We start from the raw sequence: 17,133 nt of genomic DNA, 5'->3' as shown, positions 1-17,133 counted from the left end.
CGCTTCGCTTTCGGTTAGAAGGCGCGCACGACAAAACACCGATGCATGTCGCCCAAAAGTGGATACCGGTTTTGGGAACAACGACATGCATAAACAAAGAAGTCCCAAGGAGTTGGACGACATGCTGAGAGGCTCGCTTACTGCGCTCGTGACACCGTTCGAAAAGAGCGGGCGTTTCGACGAGAAAGCCTTTCGCGCGTTTGTCGAATGGCAGCTCGGGGAAGGCACGACTGGCCTGGTTCCCGTTGGCACGACCGGCGAGTCGCCGACGCTGTCGCATGACGAACACCGCCATGTCGTCAAGGTCTGCATCGAGGTGGCCAAGGGCCGCGCTCCGGTCGTCGCCGGCGCCGGTTCCAATAACACCGCGGAAGCCGTCGGCCTCGTGCAATATGCCGAAAAGGCCGGCGCCGATGCCGCCCTGGTCGTCACTCCCTATTACAACAAGCCGACGCAGCGCGGCCTCTACGAGCATTTCGCCGCTGTCGCCAAGGCGACCAAGCTGCCGATCATCATCTACAACATTCCGCCGCGTTCGGTGATCGACATGATGCCGGAGACGATGGGCCGGCTGGCGCATGACTTCAAGAACATCGTCGGTGTCAAGGACGCGACCGGCAAGGTCGAGCGTGTGTCCGAGCAGCGCATGACCTGCGGCAAGGATTTCATCCAGCTTTCCGGCGAGGATGCGTCGGCGCTCGGCTTCAACGCCCATGGCGGTGTCGGCTGCATCTCGGTGACGTCGAATGTCGCACCGCGGCTGTGCGCAGAATTCCAGGAAGCCACGCTTTCCGGCGACAGCGCCAAGGCGCTCGAGCTGCAGGATCGTCTCTTGCCGCTGCACAAGGCGATCTTCCTGGAGCCCGGCGTGTCCGGCGCCAAATACGCGCTGTCGAAGCTGGGCAAGGTCGAGAACATGCTGCGTTCGCCGCTGGTCACGGTCGAACAGTCGACGGCCGAGAAGATCGATGCGGCGATGAAGCACGCCGGCTTGATTAACTAGGAATGAGGCGCCACCTCTCCGCATTATGAATCAAGTCAGAAAAGCCGATCCCAACAACAAGACCGTTGCGGAAAACCGCAAGGCGCGGTTTTCCTATGAGGTGCTCGACACGATCGAGGCCGGCCTGGTGCTGACCGGCACCGAGGTCAAGTCGCTGCGCCAGGGCCAGGCCAACATCCAGGACAGCTATGCCTCGGTCGAGGGCGGAGAGATTTGGCTGATCAACTCCTATCTGCCGGAATATCTGCAGGCCAACCGCTTCAACCACGAGCCCAGGCGGCGCCGCAAACTCCTGCTCAACAAGCGCGAGATGGCCAAGCTGTCGCAGAGCGTCGACCGTGAAGGCATGACGTTGGTGCCACTTAAAATCTATTTCAACGACCAGGGCCGCGCCAAGCTCTTGCTCGCCGTGGGGCGCGGCAAGAAGCTGCACGACAAGCGCGAGACCGAGAAGCAGCGCGACTGGTCGCGCGAGAAGGGCCGGCTCTTGAAGGAGCGTGGGTGAGAGACATCTGGCGGTAGCCCTAGAAAAGCCTGCTTGGCTTTCAAGTTTCGTGCAAGCGCGGTCGGCAGATACCAGAGGGGGCAGCCTTGAAGAACCGGATCATCCTCTGGGGATCGGTCACTTTGGTTTTTGCAGCGCTGGCCGTGGCCGGTGGCTTCATCTACTTCCACACCTATTCTCCCGACCGTACCAAATATCCGGTCAGGGGCATCGACGTTTCCCATCATCAGGGCCAGATCGACTGGCGCCGCGTTGCCGCCGACGATGTCGCCTTCGCCGTCATCAAGGCGACCGAGGGCGGCGATCATGTCGATCGCACCTTTGCCACCAATTTGCGTGAGGCCCGCGCGGCCGGCATCGCCGTCGGCGCCTACCATTTCTTCACCTTCTGCCGGCCCGGCGCCGACCAGGCGAAGAATTTCATCTCGGTCGTGCCGCACGATCAGCCCTTGCTGCCGCCGGTCGTCGACATCGAGTTCGGCGGCAATTGTCCGCAACGTCCATCGCCCGAACAGTTGAATGCCGAACTTCAGGCTTTCCTTGGACCTGTCGAGGCGGCGTTCGGCAAGACGGCGATCGTCTATCTGACCGATGAAGCTGAGGCCGCCTATGCCGGGCAGATCGCCGCTCGCCCGCTCTGGCTCCGCTCCTTGCTCATGGAGCCTGACCGCCACGACTGGGTCTATTGGCAATACCACAACAGGGGGCGCGTGGACGGTATTGTGGGTGACGTCGACCTCAACATTTTGCAGGGCGGGCCGGAGAAATTGGCGGCGCTGCTTGCGTCAGCGCATTGAAGTCTTCTGGCCGAATCGATCGGGGCTGCAAGTCCGAATCTGTTTCTTCATAAACCGGGCTATGCTCTTGTATGCATTGACGATCCGGCTGCTGCCGGCATCGTCAAACCGCCTCGGCAGCGTGCCTTGCCATTGCTGAGCCGCCGCCGCTTCAAGCCGCGGCCTGGGCCATCTCCGGCGCCAGCGTCACATTCGCATCGCCCCACACTTTCAGGGCGGTGATCACCGGTTCCAGGCTTCTGCCGCGCGGCGTCAGGCTGTATTCCACCTTCGGCGGCACTTCCGGATAGATCTTGCGGGCAATCAGCCCATCGGCTTCCAACTCGCGCAACTGGTTGGTCAGCATGCGCTGCGTGCAGTTGGGAATCCGCCGGCGGATCTCGTTGAAGCGCAGCGTGCCTTGGAACAGATGGTAGAGCACAACGCCTTTCCACTTTCCGTCGATATAGCGCAGCGTTCCCTCCACGGTGCAGCCGGGGCTGCAATCGAATCGCTCATGGCGAATGCGCGGCATGACGGTATCCTTTTCGACACTATGTGCTTTATATGTGCATTCTTGCGCTTGACGCGCATAGTCCGCATCTCTGCCCCAGACAAAGCTCAACAGCAATCGCGGAGACAAAAATGCGCGCCGTCGGCTATCAGATCCCAGCCCCCATCACCGATGAGGCCTCCCTCGTCGATATCGACCTGCCCAAGCCGGAGCCGAAAGGCCGTCAACTGCTGGTCGAGGTGAAGGCGATCTCGGTCAATCCGGTCGACACCAAGATAAGGCGAAGTGCCAAACCCGAAGCCGGAAGCTGGCGCGTGCTCGGCTGGGACGCTGCCGGTAGGGTCGTTGCAACGGGTCCGGATGCCAGCCTGTTCAAGGCTGGAGACGACGTTTTCTATTCCGGTGCGCTCGCGCCGCAGGGCACCAATGCCGAGTTCCACCTTGTCGATGAGCGCCTTGTCGGCCGCAAGCCCGGCTCGCTTGACTATGCGCAAGCGGCGGCGCTGCCGCTGACAGCGATCACCGCCTTTGAGGCGCTGTTCGACCGCCTTGATGTGAAGAAGCCTGTCGTGGGTGCCGCGAATGCCATCCTGATCATCGGCGGCGCCGGCGGCGTTGGCTCGATCGCGGTCCAGCTTGCGCGCCAACTGACCGATCTGACGGTGATCGCCACCGCATCGAGGCTTGAAACACGCGACTGGGTGCTTGGGCTTGGCGCCCATCATGTCGTCGATCATTCCAAGCCGCTGGCTGCCGAGGTCGCTGCCCTCGGCATCGGCGCACCGGCCTTCGTGTTCTCGACAACCAATACCGACCGGCATTTGGCCGAGATCGCCGAACTGATCGCTCCGCAAGGCCGGTTCGGGTTGATCGACGATCCGCAGACGCTCGATATCAATCCGTTCAAGCGCAAGAGCGTTTCGGTCCATTGGGAACTGATGTTCACCCGCTCGCTGTACGAGACGCAGGACATGGCCGCGCAGGGCGAGCATCTCAACGAACTGTCACGACTTGTCGACGCCGGCACCATCCGCACCACCTTGGGCGAGACGTTCGGTCCGATCAATGCCGCCAATCTGAAACGCGCCCATGCGCTGATCGAGACCGGCAAGGCGAAGGGTAAGATCGTGCTGGAGGGGTTCTAAAAGAGCGGCACTATGTCCGCAGGAACGCCGCGATCTCGCTGAACACGTTGACGAACATTTCCTCCGTCAAAACGCCGGTGTTGGTGTTGTAGCGCGAGCAGTGGTAGCTCGAAAACAGCGTGATGCCGCCGGCCGGCAATTGCCCGCCATGCTTGAACGGATAGGCGGCGACGCGCCCGCCGAGCGCACGCACGGTGGACTGGTGCGCGATCGATCCCAGTGCCAGCACGGCGCGCAGGTTTGGGAAGCGGGCGATCGTCGGCACCAGGAATGTGCGGCAGGTGGAGATTTCGGCGCCGACCGGCTTGTTCTCCGGCGGTACGCAGCGCACCGCGTTGGTGATCGCCGTGCCGACGAGCTCCAGCCCGTCATCGGGCCGCGCCTTGAACTCGCCGCGGGCAAAGCCGTGGGCGATCAGGGTCGAATAGAGCAGGTCGCCGGCATAGTCGCCGGTGAAGGGGCGGCCGGTGCGGTTGGCTCCGCGCAGGCCGGGCGCCAGCCCGACGATCAGAAGCTGGACGCTATCCTCGCCGCCCAGCGGCAGGAAAGTCGGCACCGGCGCGTTGAACCAGGATGGCTCGAGCTGCCGCCACTGCGCAATGAAATCATGCAGCCGCGGGCAGAGCGGGCAGTCGCGGTTCGGTTCGGAAGCGGAGAGGGCGGTCAAGGCGCCCGGTCTCAGTAGTCGTCCTCATCGACCTCAGCCGGTTCGGGCCGCCGTACGGGCCGTTCGGAGGGATCGCGGCCGACTTCGTTCTTCAGCGTCGTCAGGTCGATGAAATGGTCGGCCTGGCGGCGCAGATCGTCCGAGATCATCGGCGGCTGCGAGGCCATGGTCGAGACGATCGACACTTTGCGGCCACGCCGCTGCAGCGCCTCGACCAGCGTGCGGAAGTCGCCGTCACCGGAGAAGATGACATAGTGGTCGACGACATCGGCGAGTTCCAGTGCATCGACGGTAAGTTCGATGTCCATATTGCCCTTGATCTTGCGGCGGCCGGTCGAGTCGGTAAATTCCTTGGCCGGCTTGGTCACCACCTTGAAGCCGTTATAGTCGAGCCAGTCGATCAGCGGGCGGATCGAGGAGTATTCCTGATCCTCGACCAGCGCCGTGTAGTAATAGGCGCGCAAGAGATAGCCGCGCTTCTGGAAACTCGACAAGAGCTTGCGATAGTCGATATCGAAGCCGAGCGCCCGCGACGTCGCATAGAGATTGGCGCCGTCGATGAACAGGGCGATTTTTTCACGAGGGTCGAACATGGAAAATATTCCTTTTCGAAAAATGCGGCCGTCTAAACGAAATGCGGTAGCGACTATCGGTCAGGCTCATAATAAACCGGCTGACCTTGTCCATCCGAGATAACGCCAGTTTGCTGGCAATCCAAGGCGAGATGGCGCAACGCAAGCAATTGTGATCGCGGCATAGGGCGCCATGGACGCAACGGCGTTTTGCTTCAATCTAGTGTTTGACCGCAGGATTGCGTGTCCTGCAGCGCCGACTTTGGCATGATGCTTGTATTTTGGTGGCGTTCGGGTTATGGACCGCGCCTGTTTTCCATCAAATCCAGGCATGAAAGGGGCAGTCCATGGCCCGCGTAACCGTTGAAGATTGCATCGACAAGGTCGACAACCGCTTCGAGCTGGTGCTTTTGGCCGGCCACCGCGCTCGCCAGATCAGCCAGGGCGCGCAGATCACCGTTCCTCGTGACAACGACAAGAACCCGGTCATCGCCTTGCGCGAGATCGCCGACGAGACGTTGTCGCCCGACGACCTCAAGGAAGATCTGATCCATTCGCTGCAGAAGCATGTCGAGGTTGATGAGCCCGAAGCCGACGGCGAAGTGATTGCCGACCAAACCGGCGGCGCCGTTGCAGCCGCCGAAACCGATGACGCCGAGGACAACATCACCTTCGATCGCATGACCGAGGAAGACCTGCTGGCCGGCATCGAGGGTCTGGTGCCGCCGGAAAAGAGCGACGACTACTAAGCCAGCACTCTGGACCTGCCCGGAATACGTTTCCGGCACTTCCGTCCGGTCAGTTTCGTGGCTATCTATGAGGTGCGCCGTACGCTAGTGCGGCGCATCAATCATTTCAGCACCGCGAGATTCCGCCCATGATGCGTCAGTATGAGCTTGTCGAGCGCGTCCAGCGCTACAAGCCTGACGTCAACGAGGCGTTGCTCAACAAGGCCTATGTCTATGCCATGCAGAAGCATGGCCACCAGAAGCGGGCTTCCGGCGACCCCTATTTCTCGCATCCGCTCGAAGTCGCCGCCATCCTCACCGAAATGCACATGGACGAAGCGACGATCGCCGTCGCCCTGCTGCACGACACAATCGAGGACACGACCGCGACGCGGGCCGAGATCGACGATCTGTTCGGCCCCGAAATGGGCAAGCTGGTCGAGGGCCTAACCAAGCTGAAGAAGCTCGATCTCGTCTCCAAGAAGGCAGAGCAGGCGGAAAACCTGCGCAAGCTGCTGCTGGCGATCTCGGAAGATGTGCGCGTGCTGCTGGTCAAGCTCGCCGACCGCCTACACAACATGCGCACCCTCGACCACATGCCGGAGGCCAAGCGCCTGCGCATCGCTGAGGAGACGATGGACATCTACGCGCCGCTGGCCGGGCGCATGGGCATGCAAGGCATGCGCGAGGAGCTGGAAGAGATCGCCTTCCGCTTCATCAATCCGGAAGCCTACCGCGCCGTCACCGCGCGGCTTGCCGAGATTTTCGAGCGCAACAAGGACGTGCTGACCGACATTGAAAAGGCGCTGTCGGCACTGTTTGAAAAGCATGCCATCAACGCCGGCGTGAAAAGCCGGCAGAAGAAGCCCTGGTCGGTGTTCCGCAAGATGGAAGCCAAGGCACTGTCCTTCGAGCAGCTGTCCGATATTTTCGGCTTCCGCGTCGTCGTCGATACGGTCGAGGACTGCTATCGCGCGCTCGGCGCCATCCACACCACATGGTCGATGGTGCCTGGCCGCTTCAAGGACTACATCTCGACGCCGAAGCAGAACGATTATCGCTCGATCCACACCACCATAGTCGGGCCGTCGCGCCAGCGCGTCGAGCTGCAGATCCGCACCCGCGAGATGAACAAGATCGCCGAATACGGCGTCGCGGCGCACTCGATCTACAAGGACACCGGCGGCAAGACGAACGGTGCCGGTCATGCGATCTCGAAGGAGACCAACGCCTATGCCTGGCTGCGGCGCACCATCGAGCAGCTTGCCGAAGGCGACAATCCCGAGGATTTCCTCGAAAACACCAAGCTGGAACTGTTCCAGGACCAGGTGTTCTGCTTCACGCCGAAAGGCATGCTGATTGCCTTGCCGCGCGGCGCCACGCCCATCGATTTCGCCTATGCGGTGCACACCGATGTCGGCGACACCTGCGTCGGCGCCAAGGTCAATGGCCGCATCATGCCGCTGATGACGGAACTGAAGAACGGCGACGAGGTCGAGATCATTCGTTCCAAGGCGCAGGTGCCGCCGGCCGCCTGGGAATCGGTCGTCGTCACCGGCAAGGCGCGCGCCGCCATCCGCCGGGCCACCAAGAACGCCATCCGCAAGCAGTATTCGGGTCTAGGCGCGCGCATTTTGGAGCGCGCCTTCGAACGGGCCGGCAAGAATTTCACCAAGGAAAGCCTGAAGCCGGTTCTGCACCGGCTGGCGCGCAAGGACATCGAGGACGTGCTTGCGTCGGTCGGCCGTGGCGAACTTGCTTCCGCCGATGTCATGAAAGCGGTCTTCCCCGACTACAAGGACGAGCGTGTCACGCCGGCAGCGCCCAAGCAGCGCGAGGAGGGCTGGTCGAAGATCCGCAACGCCGCCGGCATGCTGTTCCAGATTCCGGGCCGCGCCGCGCGCAAGGACAAGGACCAGCCGCGGGACGGCGCCGTGCCGATCCGCGGCGTGCGCGGCGACTTGCCGGTGCGCTTCGCGCCGGAAGGCGCGGTGCCGGGCGATCGCATCGTCGGCATCGTCCAGCCGGGCACCGGCATCACCATCTATCCGATCCAGTCGCCGGCACTGCAGGCCTTCGACGATCAGCCCGAGCGCTGGATCGATGTGCGTTGGGACATTGACGAGCGCACCAAGGAACGCTTTCCCGCGCGTGTTTCGGTCACCGCCATCAATGCGCCGGGCTCGCTCGCCGATATCGCCCAGGTCGTTGCGTCCAACGATGCCAACATCCATACGCTGTCGATGGTGCGAACCGCGCCCGACTTCACCGAAATGCTGATCGATCTCGAGGTCTGGGATCTGAAGCATCTCAACCGGCTGCTATCGCAGCTCAAGGACAATTCCAGCGTCAGCGACGCACGGCGTGTAAATGGCTGACACGACTGATCTATGAGGGAATAGGCGCAGATGAAGACCGATGAAGTGCTGGGCATTTTCCGTGAGGCGGGTGCCGTTCTGGAGGGGCATTTCATCCTGACGTCGGGCCTGCGCAGCCCGGTCTTCCTGCAAAAAGCACGGGTGTTTATGCATGCCGACAAGACCGAGCGGCTGTGCAAGGCATTGGCCGAGAAGATCCGCGCCGCTGTGCCGGGCAAGATCGACTATGTTGTCGGCCCGGCGATCGGCGGACTGATTCCGGCTTACGAGACTTCACGCCATCTCGGCGTGCCGGCGATCTGGGTCGAGCGGGAAGGGGGCGAGTTCCGCCTGCGCCGCTTCGAGATAGCTCGGGGAGCGCGCGTTGTCATCGTCGAGGATATCGTCACCACGGGGCTCTCGATCCGCGAAACCATCGACTGCCTGCGTGAGCTTGGCGCCGAGGTGGTTGCCGCTGCTTGCATCATCGACCGTTCGGCCGGCAAGACCCATGTCGGCGTGCCGCTGATCGCGCTCGCCGAATACGAGGTTCCGGCCTACCCGCCGGACCGGCTGCCGCCGGAACTCGCCGCGATACCGGCGGTGAAGCCCGGCAGCCGCAATATCTAGCGAGGAGGGCGAGATGATCGTCGGTATCGATCATTTCGTGCTGACGGTGGCGTCGCTCGAAGCGACCTGCGCCTTTTACCAGCGCGTGCTGGGCTTTGAGCGCATCGATACGCCGGGCCGACCGACGGCGCTGGCTTTTGGCAACCAGAAGATCAATGTCCACGAAGTCCGCCGCACTTTTGAGCCAAAGGCGAAGGTGCCGACGCCAGGGTCAGGCGATTTCTGCTTGATCACCGAACGGCCGCTCGACGAAATCCGTGCCCGTCTCGACGCCAATGGCGTTATGCTCGAGCTGGGACCGGTCGAACGCATTGGGGCGCGGGGCCCAATGATGTCTGTCTATTTCCGCGACCCGGACGACAATTTGGTCGAGGTCAGCGAATACCGGTCTTAGCCGTCAGCAAGGCCGTGTCCTTCGGCGAAGCAACTGCCGGCTCCATAAATTCGCCGCGATTGTCCAATGTTCGAACCGAGGACTGCCTATGCCGAAAGGACGGCAACATGTAGGCGCCGCACAGACGGTGTTCGGTTGTTCTTCCGGAAGCGCGTCGCTATATCAACGTTGCGATTGCCATCGGGCGATCGTTTAGCGCAAGATGATACATCTCACATTCGGCTGAAATTGCCGGCGCGAGAGCCGTGGAACGGGAACAGAGTGCTTTTTCGACGTCGCAAGCCTGATGGCCTTTTCGAACGGGTGCGTACCTACCTTTGGCCGCGCCGCTCGTTTTCGCGTTCGCTGCAGTATTTTTCGAAGCGCATCCTGCGGCTGAAGGCCACGCCGCATGCGGTGGCCGCCGGAGTGGCGGCCGGTGTCTTCGCTTCGTTCTTTCCCGTGGGCTTCCATTTCATCATTGCCGCCGTTCTGTGTTGGGTGATCGCCGGCAATCTGGTGGCGGCGGCGCTCGGCGCTGTTTTCTTCGGCAATCCGCTGACTTTTCCGATTCTGTGGGGCGCATCCTGGGAAACTGGCAAGCTCATCCTGCACGATCGCCTGCCGGCACATGGTCCGCCGGCGCATCTGGGCGAGATGCTGCACACGCTTTCCTTCGCGAGACTGTGGCATCCCGTGCTGGAACCCATGCTGATCGGCGCGGTGCCGCTCGGGCTGGTCTTCGGCCTCCTGTTCTACGGTGTCACGCGCTGGGGCATGACTGTCTTCCGCGAGCAAAGGCGCAAGCGGTTGGCCGAGCGCGCGCGTCGCCACGCGCAATCGTCTCATCCCGGCGGAAGCGTCGGTTCCGCCGCACAATGATCATCGGCATCGGCAGCGATCTGATCGATATCAGGCGCATTGAGAAATCGTTGGATCGTCACGGCCAGCGCTTCGTCCAGAGAATCTACACCGAGGTCGAACAGGCGCGTTCGGAGAACCGACGTGCCCGCGCTGCCTCCTACGCCAAGCGCTTCGCCGCCAAGGAGGCCTGCGCCAAGGCGCTGGGCACCGGCCTGGCACAAGGTGTCTTCTGGCGCGACATGGGTGTCGTCAACCTGCCCAGCGGCGCGCCGACCATGGCGCTGACCGGTGGCGCGCTGGCGCGGCTGGAAAAGATCCTGCCGAAAGGCCATCGCGCGGCGATCCACCTCACCATCACGGATGATTTTCCGCTCGCTCAAGCCTTTGTGATCATCGAGGCGTTGCCCGTCGAAGAAGCGCCACATTGATTGCATTTGACGACCGGCATTGACGTTGCCCAGCGCGCGCCGAGACTCTATACATCCAACGCACAATCGAGGACGACATGAGCGTGGCTGAAAAATCCCAGAAGAAATCCGGCGGGCTTGGCGAAACCGTCAGCGTCATCGTCCAGGCGCTTTTGCTCGCCCTGGTCATCCGCACGCTGTTGTTCCAGCCCTTTTCGATCCCGTCGGGATCGATGCGGCCGACGCTTCTGGAAGGCGACTATCTGTTCGTCACCAAATGGTCCTATGGCTATTCGCGCTATTCGCTGCCTTTCGGACCTGACATCTTCTCGGGCCGCATCTGGGGCTCCGAGCCCAAGCGCGGCGACGTTGTGGTGTTCAAGTTCCCGCCGGATCCGTCCGTCGACTACATCAAGCGCGTGGTCGGCCTGCCCGGCGACAAGATTCAAATGAAGGATGGCCAGCTGTTCATCAACGGCGTCGGCGTGCCGCGCGTGAAGACCGGCCAGATCGACAATCCCGATATCACCGAAATGCCTCAGCCGATCGATGTCTACCGGGAAACCCTGCCCAACGGCGTCAGCTACGACACGCTCGACCTCAATCCGAATTCGATCGGCGACAACACGCGCGAATTCGACGTGCCGCCAGGCCACTATTTCATGATGGGCGACAACAGGGACAATTCCGCCGACAGCCGGTTCACGGTCGGCTACGTTCCGGCCGAGAACCTGGTTGGCCGCGCCAACCTTGTCTTCTTCTCGATCGCCGGCAAGGCAAGCCCTCTCGAAATCTGGAAATGGCCGTCGCTGATGCGCGTTTCGCGCCTGTTCCATTTCGTCAATTAGGGATGGCAGCGGCAAAACGGCTGACCGCCGACGCGCTCGCCGAAGCGCTTGTGGAACGCACGGGCCATGCCTTTGCCGACCGCCAGCGCCTGCAGCGTGCGCTGACCCATGCCAGCGCCCGCGGTGCCAATGCCGGCACCGACTATGAGCGTTTTGAATTTCTCGGCGACCGGGTTCTCGGCCTGGTCGTTGCCGACATGCTGCTGGCCGCGTTTCCCGATGCGGCGGAAGGCGAATTGTCGCTGCGGCTCAACGCGCTGGTCAATGCCGAGGCACTCTCCGAGATCGCCGAACATATCGGGTTGCCGGACCTGATCCGCGCCGGATCCGATGTGCGCGGGCTCGAGGGGCGCAAGCGCGTCAATCTGCGCGCCGATGCGTTGGAATCGCTGATCGCCGTGCTCTACCTCGACGGTGGGCTGGAGGCGGCGCGTGCTTTCATCCATAAATACTGGCAGCCGCGTTCGCAGGCTTCCGGTGCGGCGCGCCGCGATGCCAAGACCGAATTGCAGGAATGGGCACATCAGGCAGCGAGTGCCGTTCCGGCCTACCAGATCGACAGCCGCGAGGGGCCGGACCACGATCCGCTGTTCACCGTCAGCGTCAGGGTTGGCGCTTTTCAGCCGGCAACCGGCAGCGGCCGCTCCAAACGTGAAGCGGAGCAGGCAGCTGCGGCTGCCCTTCTGCTGCGCGAAGGTGTATGGAACGCGGCATGACAGATATTGAAACTGCTGAAGCCCCTGCCACGCATTCCGGTTTCGTCGCTCTGATCGGCGCGCCTAACGCCGGCAAGTCGACGCTGGTCAACCAGTTGGTCGGCGCCAAGGTGTCGATCGTCACCCACAAGGTGCAGACGACGCGGGCCATCGTGCGCGGCATCGCCACGCATGACAACGCGCAGATCGTCTTCGTCGACACGCCGGGCATCTTCAAGCCCAAGCGACGCCTCGACACGGCAATGGTGACCACGGCCTGGGGTGGTGCCAAGGATGCCGATATCGTGCTGTTGCTGATCGACGCCGAGCGCGGCATAAGGGGCGACGCCGACGCCATCCTCGAACGGTTGAAGGACGTGCGCCAGCCGATGGCGCTGATCCTCAACAAGGTCGACCGGGTCAAGCACGAAACGCTTCTGGCCCTGTCCGCGGCGGCGAATGAGAAAGTGCCGTTCAAGCGCACCTTCATGGTCTCCGCACTGACCGGCTCCGGCTGCAAGGACCTGCTCGATTATCTGGCGCAGGCGCTGCCGGCCGGCCCCTGGTACTATCCGGAAGACCAGATTTCCGACCTGCCGATGCGCCAACTGGCGGCCGAGATCACCCGCGAAAAACTCTATCTGCGGCTGCATCAGGAACTGCCCTATTCCTCGCATATCGAGACCGAGAAATGGGAAGAGAAGCCGGATGGCTCGGTGCGCATCGACCAGACCATTTATATCGAGCGCGACAGCCAGAAGAAGATCGTGCTGGGCCACAAGGGCGAAACCATCCGCGCCATCGGCCAGGCGGCACGCATGGAGATTGCAGGCATCCTCGAGCAGAAGGTGCACCTGTTCCTGTTCGTCAAGGTGCGCGAGAACTGGGGCGACGATCCCGAGCGTTACCGCGAGATGGGTCTCGAGTTTCCTCACTAGGGAAGATGGACGGCACGGTTACCATCGACACAGCCCTGGTTCGCCGGTTGGTCGCCGCGCAATTTCCCCAGTGGCAGTGCCTTGCCGTCAGGCCGGTTGAATTTGGCGGCTGGGACAACCGCACCTTCCATCTCGGTGACGAGATGACCGTGCGGCTGCCAAGCGCTGCCGCCTATTCCTGCAAGTGGAAAAGGAACATCGCTGGCTGCCGAGATTGGCGCCGCTTTTGCCGCTGCCCATTCCGGTACCGCTGGCGATGGGCGTTCCGGCTGGTGGCTATCCCTGGCATTGGTCCGTCTATGGCTGGATCGAAGGCGAGACCGCGAAACCGGATCGCATCGCCAACCTGTCTCAATTCGCTGCGGATCTGGCCGGGTTCCTGACTGCGTTGAAACGCATCGATCCGACCGATGGACCTTCGCCAGGGCAGCACAACTTCTGTCGCGGCGGACCACTGACCGTTTATGACGACGAGGCAAGGCAAGCCATCACCGCCCTCGGCAACCGCGTCGATGCCAGTGCGGCGCGCGCCGTTTGGGAAGCAGCCCTTGCTGCGACCTGGCAAGTACTGCCTGTCTGGTTCCATGGCGATGTTGCCGAGGGGAATCTCCTCGTTGAGGACGGCCGCCTGAGCGCCGTGATCGACTTCGGCACCTCCGGCGTCGGCGATCCCTCATGCGACCTCGTGATCGCCTGGACCCTGTTCGAGGGCGAGAGCAGGGAAGTTTTCCGCGCCGGCATCGCTGTCGATGACGCAGCCTGGGCACGTGGACGTGGCTGGGCGCTGTGGAAGGCGCTGATCACCGCCGCCGGTCATATAGACAACTCGGTTGAAGTCGACAAATCCTGGCGCGTCATCGACGCGGTGCTGGCCGATCACAGGCGCCGGACGTGATGTGATTCCTTGATCGTCCTTGTTTCTGCTCGCCTGTGTTTGTCGCGTTGGGCTTGAAAAGTGGTCCCGTGCAGACTCACGGTAAGCGGGTGGCTGTCACAATCGATAGCGTTGGAGCGTGCGACAGCCTGTTTCGACCGCCTTGGCGAGATTTGGCCGACTTGGCAGGCGGTGTTGGAATTCCCCTGCGTCATCGCGGGACATCGGACGCCTGCTTCACATCTGTGGCACGCAACGTAACGGTTGCTTTTCAATATAAGTAGCCAAAAATGCCATTTTCAGGCCATTAGTTGGAAACATCTCGTGCTGAACGTATAGTTAGCCGAGAAACTATCCGAATATATATTGAATATGTAACGTTGTGCCAATTGTGCCAACCGCTATATCGGCAAGTGTTATTTGTGCAACACAACATTAATCTGTTATCAGAATCTCATTTATTTCCAAAACCGTCATTGAAGGCGGAAGTTTGATGGGTATGTTCGCCGCGAAAAGGGGACGCGGTGCGCGCCTTTTTCGTTGTTGGGGTGAGGCGGGAAAACATATCCGCCAGCCACAAATCCGAAGCCATTTAAAACTATGACTGGAGAGGTCAGAAAATGAACATCAAGAGCCTCCTTCTCGGCTCAGCCGCGGCACTGATCGCGGTCTCCGGCGCTCGCGCCGCGGACGCTGTCGTCGTCGCCGAACCGGAACCGGCCGAATACGTCAAGATCTGCGACGTCTACGGCGCCGGCTACTTCTACATCCCCGGCACCGAGACCTGCCTACGCATCGGCGGCTACGTCCGCTATGACATCGGCGTCGGCGATGCCGGCTCGTTAGATGGTGTCAACCATGTTCCGGACCATCAGAACGCCGGCGACACGCACTCTACCTACTACAAGAACACCCGTTTCACGTTGAAGACCTGGACCGGCCAGGAAACCGAACTCGGTACCCTTAAGACCTACACAGAGACTCGCTTCAACTACGGCAACAGCAGTGGCGACTATGCCAACCAGAACGCTTCCAATGCGGACGACTGGCAGGGCCGCAACAAGTCGCTCTCGCTGCGTTTCGCCTGGATTCAGCTCGGTGGCCTGCGCGTCGGTAAGGACGATACGGCTTTCGATACGTTCATCGGCTACGCCGGCAACGTCATCCAGGATACGCTGGTTCCGTATGGCGGGCAGGAGAGCAACGTCGTTCAGTACTACTTCGACGCGGGCAACGGGCTGACCGGGTTGGTCTCTCTTGAAGAGGGCGCCGGCAAGGTCGGCACGATCGACAGCTATGTTCCGCATGTCGTCGGCGGCTTGAAGTATAAGGGCGATTGGGGTGCGATCACCGGTGTCGTCGCCTATGACAGCAACTATGAAGAAGTCGCCGGCAAGGTTCGTTTGGACGTGAATGTCAGCAAGGAACTGACGCTGTTCGTCATGGGCGGCTACGGTTCGGACAACAACCTCAACGACAATGCGGGCAACGCCATCGATGCCAGCGGCCGCGGCTTCTATAAGCAGTGGGGTGGCAACTGGGCAGTCTGGGGCGGCGGCACCTACAAGTTCAACGACAAGACTGCGTTCAACGCTCAGATCTCCTACGACGACTGGAAGAACCTCGGCATCGCCGCCAACGTTGCCTATACCGTTGTGCCCGGCTTTACGGTCACGGCTGAAGTCGACTACCTCAATGCGGGTAAGTTCGGCGACCCCGACTTCAACAACTGGACCAAGGCTACCAAGAAGAGCAGCCTCGGCGGCATCCTCCGCTTCCAGCGCTCGTTCTAACGATCGACCGATTCCACTCGAACGCCCGCAGCGCATCGCTGCGGGCGTTTTTGCGCGCTGTCACGGTGCTGGTCTGCCAGGCACCAAAGCCTCATCTTGATTTCGCCACCCAACGGGTGAAAAGCTCTGGGCATGGAATGGCGCGACGAGGGAATCATTCTCGGCACCCGCAAGCATGGCGAAACCAGCGCCATCCTCGAGGTGATGACCCGTGCGCATGGCCGCCATCTCGGCCTTGTCCGTGGCGGCCGCTCGCGCAAGCAGCAACCCGTTCTCCAGCCCGGCAATCGCGTCGATCTGTTATGGCGCGCACGCCTTGACGAGCATCTCGGCACCTTTCAGGCCGAGGCGATCGAGATGAATGCCGCGCGGCTGATGGACAGCGCCGTTGCTGTCTATGGCCTTCAGACCATGGCCGCGCATTTGCGTCTGTTGCCCGAGCGTGACGCCCATGGCGGCCTTTACGAGGCGCTTTCGGTGATGATCGTCCATCTCGACGATGCCGATGCCGCCGGCGAACTGGTGGCGCGCTTCGAGCTTCTGATCCTCGATGAACTCGGCTTTGGCCTCGACCTCAGTCAATGCGCGGCGACCGGCACAAGGCAGGATCTTGCCTATGTCTCGCCGAAGTCGGGCCGCGCGGTGTCGCGCGAAGCCGGTGCGCCATGGCGCGACAAGATGCTGGCGCTGCCGGCCTTTCTACAGCGCGGCTCCGGCCTGCGCGCCGATCCCGCGGCGGTCGAGGATGCCTTCCGGCTGACCGGCTTCTTCTTTGCCCGCCATGTCTATGAACCGCGTGCCATCGAACAGCCCGACGCCCGCGCCGGCTTTCTTGCCGCACTGCGCAAACATCACGCGGCGCGCAAGGCCATTGCCGGAGACAATGCTGCCAGAGAAATCATCACATGAGCGAAGTCGAACTCTATCCGGGCCGGGTCTCGCCACTCGGCCTCGGCACCATTCCGCGCGCCGACATCCTGAAATACACTGGCCTGGAATTGCTGCAGCGAATCATCGACGGCAAATATCCGGCACCGCCGATCTCGTTCCAGCTCAGCTTCGCACTGACCGAAGTGTCGGAAGGTCGTGCTGTGTTCCGCGGCGTGCCGAATGAGCGCCACCTCAACCCTTTGGGCGGCGTCCATGGCGGCTGGGCGGCGACGCTGCTCGATTCGGCGCTGGCCTGCGCCGTGCAGACGCTGCTTGAGAGGGGCGAGGCCTACACGACGGCGGAGTTCAAGGTGAATCTCACGCGGCCGATCACGCCCAGGACCGGCGAGGTGGTCTGCGAAGGCAAGGTGGTCCACAAGGGCCGAACGCTTGCCGTTTCGGAAGCGACGCTCAGGGATGCCGCTGGCAAGTTGCTGGCTTTCGGCACCGAGACATGTTCGATATTTCCAGCCGCCAATCTGGCGGCACGTTGAGTTTTCCAGCCGTTTAGCCG

The 17,133-nt window shown here is 61.9% G+C and carries 19 protein-coding genes and 1 pseudogene; 17 read left to right on the top strand and 3 right to left on the bottom strand.

Going from position 1 to position 17,133, the window contains the following annotated elements:
- Positions 1-121: 121 nt before the first annotated feature.
- The 3 genes from dapA (at position 122) to AC04SF_RS23095 (ending at position 2,305) form a co-directional block, all read left to right on the top strand.
- A complete protein-coding gene (gene dapA / locus AC04SF_RS23105) occupies positions 122-1,003 on the top strand; it encodes a 4-hydroxy-tetrahydrodipicolinate synthase (RefSeq protein ID WP_488479739.1) in 882 nt (293 codons plus the stop codon).
- A gap of 25 nt (positions 1,004-1,028) precedes the next feature.
- Complete coding sequence (gene smpB / locus AC04SF_RS23100; protein WP_006202221.1) at positions 1,029-1,508, top strand: SsrA-binding protein SmpB; 480 nt, start codon at positions 1,029-1,031, stop codon at positions 1,506-1,508.
- 86 nt (positions 1,509-1,594) lie between these two features.
- On the top strand, positions 1,595-2,305 hold the full coding sequence (locus AC04SF_RS23095) for a glycoside hydrolase family 25 protein (protein WP_488479654.1): 711 nt from the start codon (positions 1,595-1,597) through the stop codon (positions 2,303-2,305).
- 151 nt (positions 2,306-2,456) lie between these two features.
- Here AC04SF_RS23095 and AC04SF_RS23090 read toward each other — a convergent pair whose 3' ends face one another.
- On the bottom strand, positions 2,457-2,819 hold the full coding sequence (locus AC04SF_RS23090; protein WP_202350776.1) for a winged helix-turn-helix transcriptional regulator: 363 nt from the start codon (positions 2,817-2,819) through the stop codon (positions 2,457-2,459).
- Between the two features lie 110 nt (positions 2,820-2,929).
- Here AC04SF_RS23090 and AC04SF_RS23085 point away from each other — a divergent pair, with 110 nt between their 5' ends.
- Positions 2,930-3,943 carry a zinc-binding alcohol dehydrogenase family protein gene (locus AC04SF_RS23085; RefSeq protein WP_488479653.1) on the top strand — a complete coding sequence of 338 codons (1,014 nt, stop codon included), beginning with the start codon at positions 2,930-2,932 and terminating at the stop codon, positions 3,941-3,943.
- A gap of 10 nt (positions 3,944-3,953) precedes the next feature.
- Here AC04SF_RS23085 and AC04SF_RS23080 read toward each other — a convergent pair whose 3' ends face one another.
- Complete coding sequence (locus tag AC04SF_RS23080; RefSeq protein ID WP_096456309.1) at positions 3,954-4,610, bottom strand: uracil-DNA glycosylase; 657 nt, start codon at positions 4,608-4,610, stop codon at positions 3,954-3,956.
- A gap of 11 nt (positions 4,611-4,621) precedes the next feature.
- Positions 4,622-5,203 (bottom strand): LabA-like NYN domain-containing protein, encoded by a 582-nt coding sequence (locus AC04SF_RS23075; protein WP_010915096.1) that lies wholly within the window; start codon positions 5,201-5,203, stop codon positions 4,622-4,624.
- A 326-nt stretch (positions 5,204-5,529) separates the two neighbouring features.
- On the opposite strand from AC04SF_RS23075, the gene rpoZ reads away from it, so the two are divergent.
- The 13 genes and pseudogenes from rpoZ to AC04SF_RS23010 all read left to right on the top strand — a co-directional run bounded on the left by rpoZ (position 5,530) and on the right by AC04SF_RS23010 (position 17,113).
- Entirely contained in the window at positions 5,530-5,931 is a 402-nt protein-coding gene (rpoZ, locus tag AC04SF_RS23070) for a DNA-directed RNA polymerase subunit omega (protein WP_056563448.1), read from the top strand.
- 128 nt (positions 5,932-6,059) lie between these two features.
- Complete coding sequence (locus tag AC04SF_RS23065) at positions 6,060-8,288, top strand: RelA/SpoT family protein (protein ID WP_488479652.1); 2,229 nt, start codon at positions 6,060-6,062, stop codon at positions 8,286-8,288.
- 30 nt (positions 8,289-8,318) lie between these two features.
- Entirely contained in the window at positions 8,319-8,897 is a 579-nt protein-coding gene (gene pyrE / locus AC04SF_RS23060) for an orotate phosphoribosyltransferase (protein ID WP_488479651.1), read from the top strand.
- Between the two features lie 13 nt (positions 8,898-8,910).
- On the top strand, positions 8,911-9,291 hold the full coding sequence (locus tag AC04SF_RS23055) for a VOC family protein (RefSeq protein ID WP_488479650.1): 381 nt from the start codon (positions 8,911-8,913) through the stop codon (positions 9,289-9,291).
- A 261-nt stretch (positions 9,292-9,552) separates the two neighbouring features.
- Positions 9,553-10,152 carry a DUF2062 domain-containing protein gene (locus tag AC04SF_RS23050; protein ID WP_488479738.1) on the top strand — a complete coding sequence of 200 codons (600 nt, stop codon included), beginning with the start codon at positions 9,553-9,555 and terminating at the stop codon, positions 10,150-10,152.
- On the top strand, positions 10,149-10,562 hold the full coding sequence (acpS, locus tag AC04SF_RS23045; protein WP_488479649.1) for a holo-ACP synthase: 414 nt from the start codon (positions 10,149-10,151) through the stop codon (positions 10,560-10,562). The genes AC04SF_RS23050 and acpS overlap by 4 nt, the downstream gene beginning before the upstream one ends.
- Before the next feature lie 77 nt (positions 10,563-10,639).
- Positions 10,640-11,389 carry a signal peptidase I gene (lepB, locus tag AC04SF_RS23040; RefSeq protein WP_095203241.1) on the top strand — a complete coding sequence of 250 codons (750 nt, stop codon included), beginning with the start codon at positions 10,640-10,642 and terminating at the stop codon, positions 11,387-11,389.
- A 2-nt stretch (positions 11,390-11,391) separates the two neighbouring features.
- Complete coding sequence (rnc, locus tag AC04SF_RS23035; protein WP_183457799.1) at positions 11,392-12,105, top strand: ribonuclease III; 714 nt, start codon at positions 11,392-11,394, stop codon at positions 12,103-12,105.
- Positions 12,090-13,022: a GTPase Era gene (era, locus tag AC04SF_RS23030; protein WP_488479648.1), complete on the top strand. Its 933-nt coding sequence runs from the start codon at positions 12,090-12,092 to the stop codon at positions 13,020-13,022. Before rnc ends, era begins: the two co-directional genes overlap by 16 nt.
- 5 nt (positions 13,023-13,027) lie before the next feature.
- Positions 13,028-13,917: pseudogene (locus AC04SF_RS23025) on the top strand (aminoglycoside phosphotransferase family protein).
- 599 nt (positions 13,918-14,516) lie between these two features.
- Positions 14,517-15,689: a porin gene (locus AC04SF_RS23020; RefSeq protein ID WP_202350770.1), complete on the top strand. Its 1,173-nt coding sequence runs from the start codon at positions 14,517-14,519 to the stop codon at positions 15,687-15,689.
- 132 nt (positions 15,690-15,821) lie between these two features.
- A complete protein-coding gene (recO, locus tag AC04SF_RS23015) occupies positions 15,822-16,598 on the top strand; it encodes a DNA repair protein RecO (protein WP_096456329.1) in 777 nt (258 codons plus the stop codon).
- Positions 16,595-17,113, top strand: a complete 519-nt coding sequence (locus AC04SF_RS23010; RefSeq protein WP_488479647.1) for a PaaI family thioesterase — start codon at positions 16,595-16,597, stop codon at positions 17,111-17,113. The genes recO and AC04SF_RS23010 overlap by 4 nt, the downstream gene beginning before the upstream one ends.
- Positions 17,114-17,133 lie beyond the last annotated feature (20 nt).

The organism is Mesorhizobium sp. CNPSo 4671 (assembly GCF_057784245.1).
This window is presented reverse-complemented; position numbering and strand designations above follow the sequence as displayed.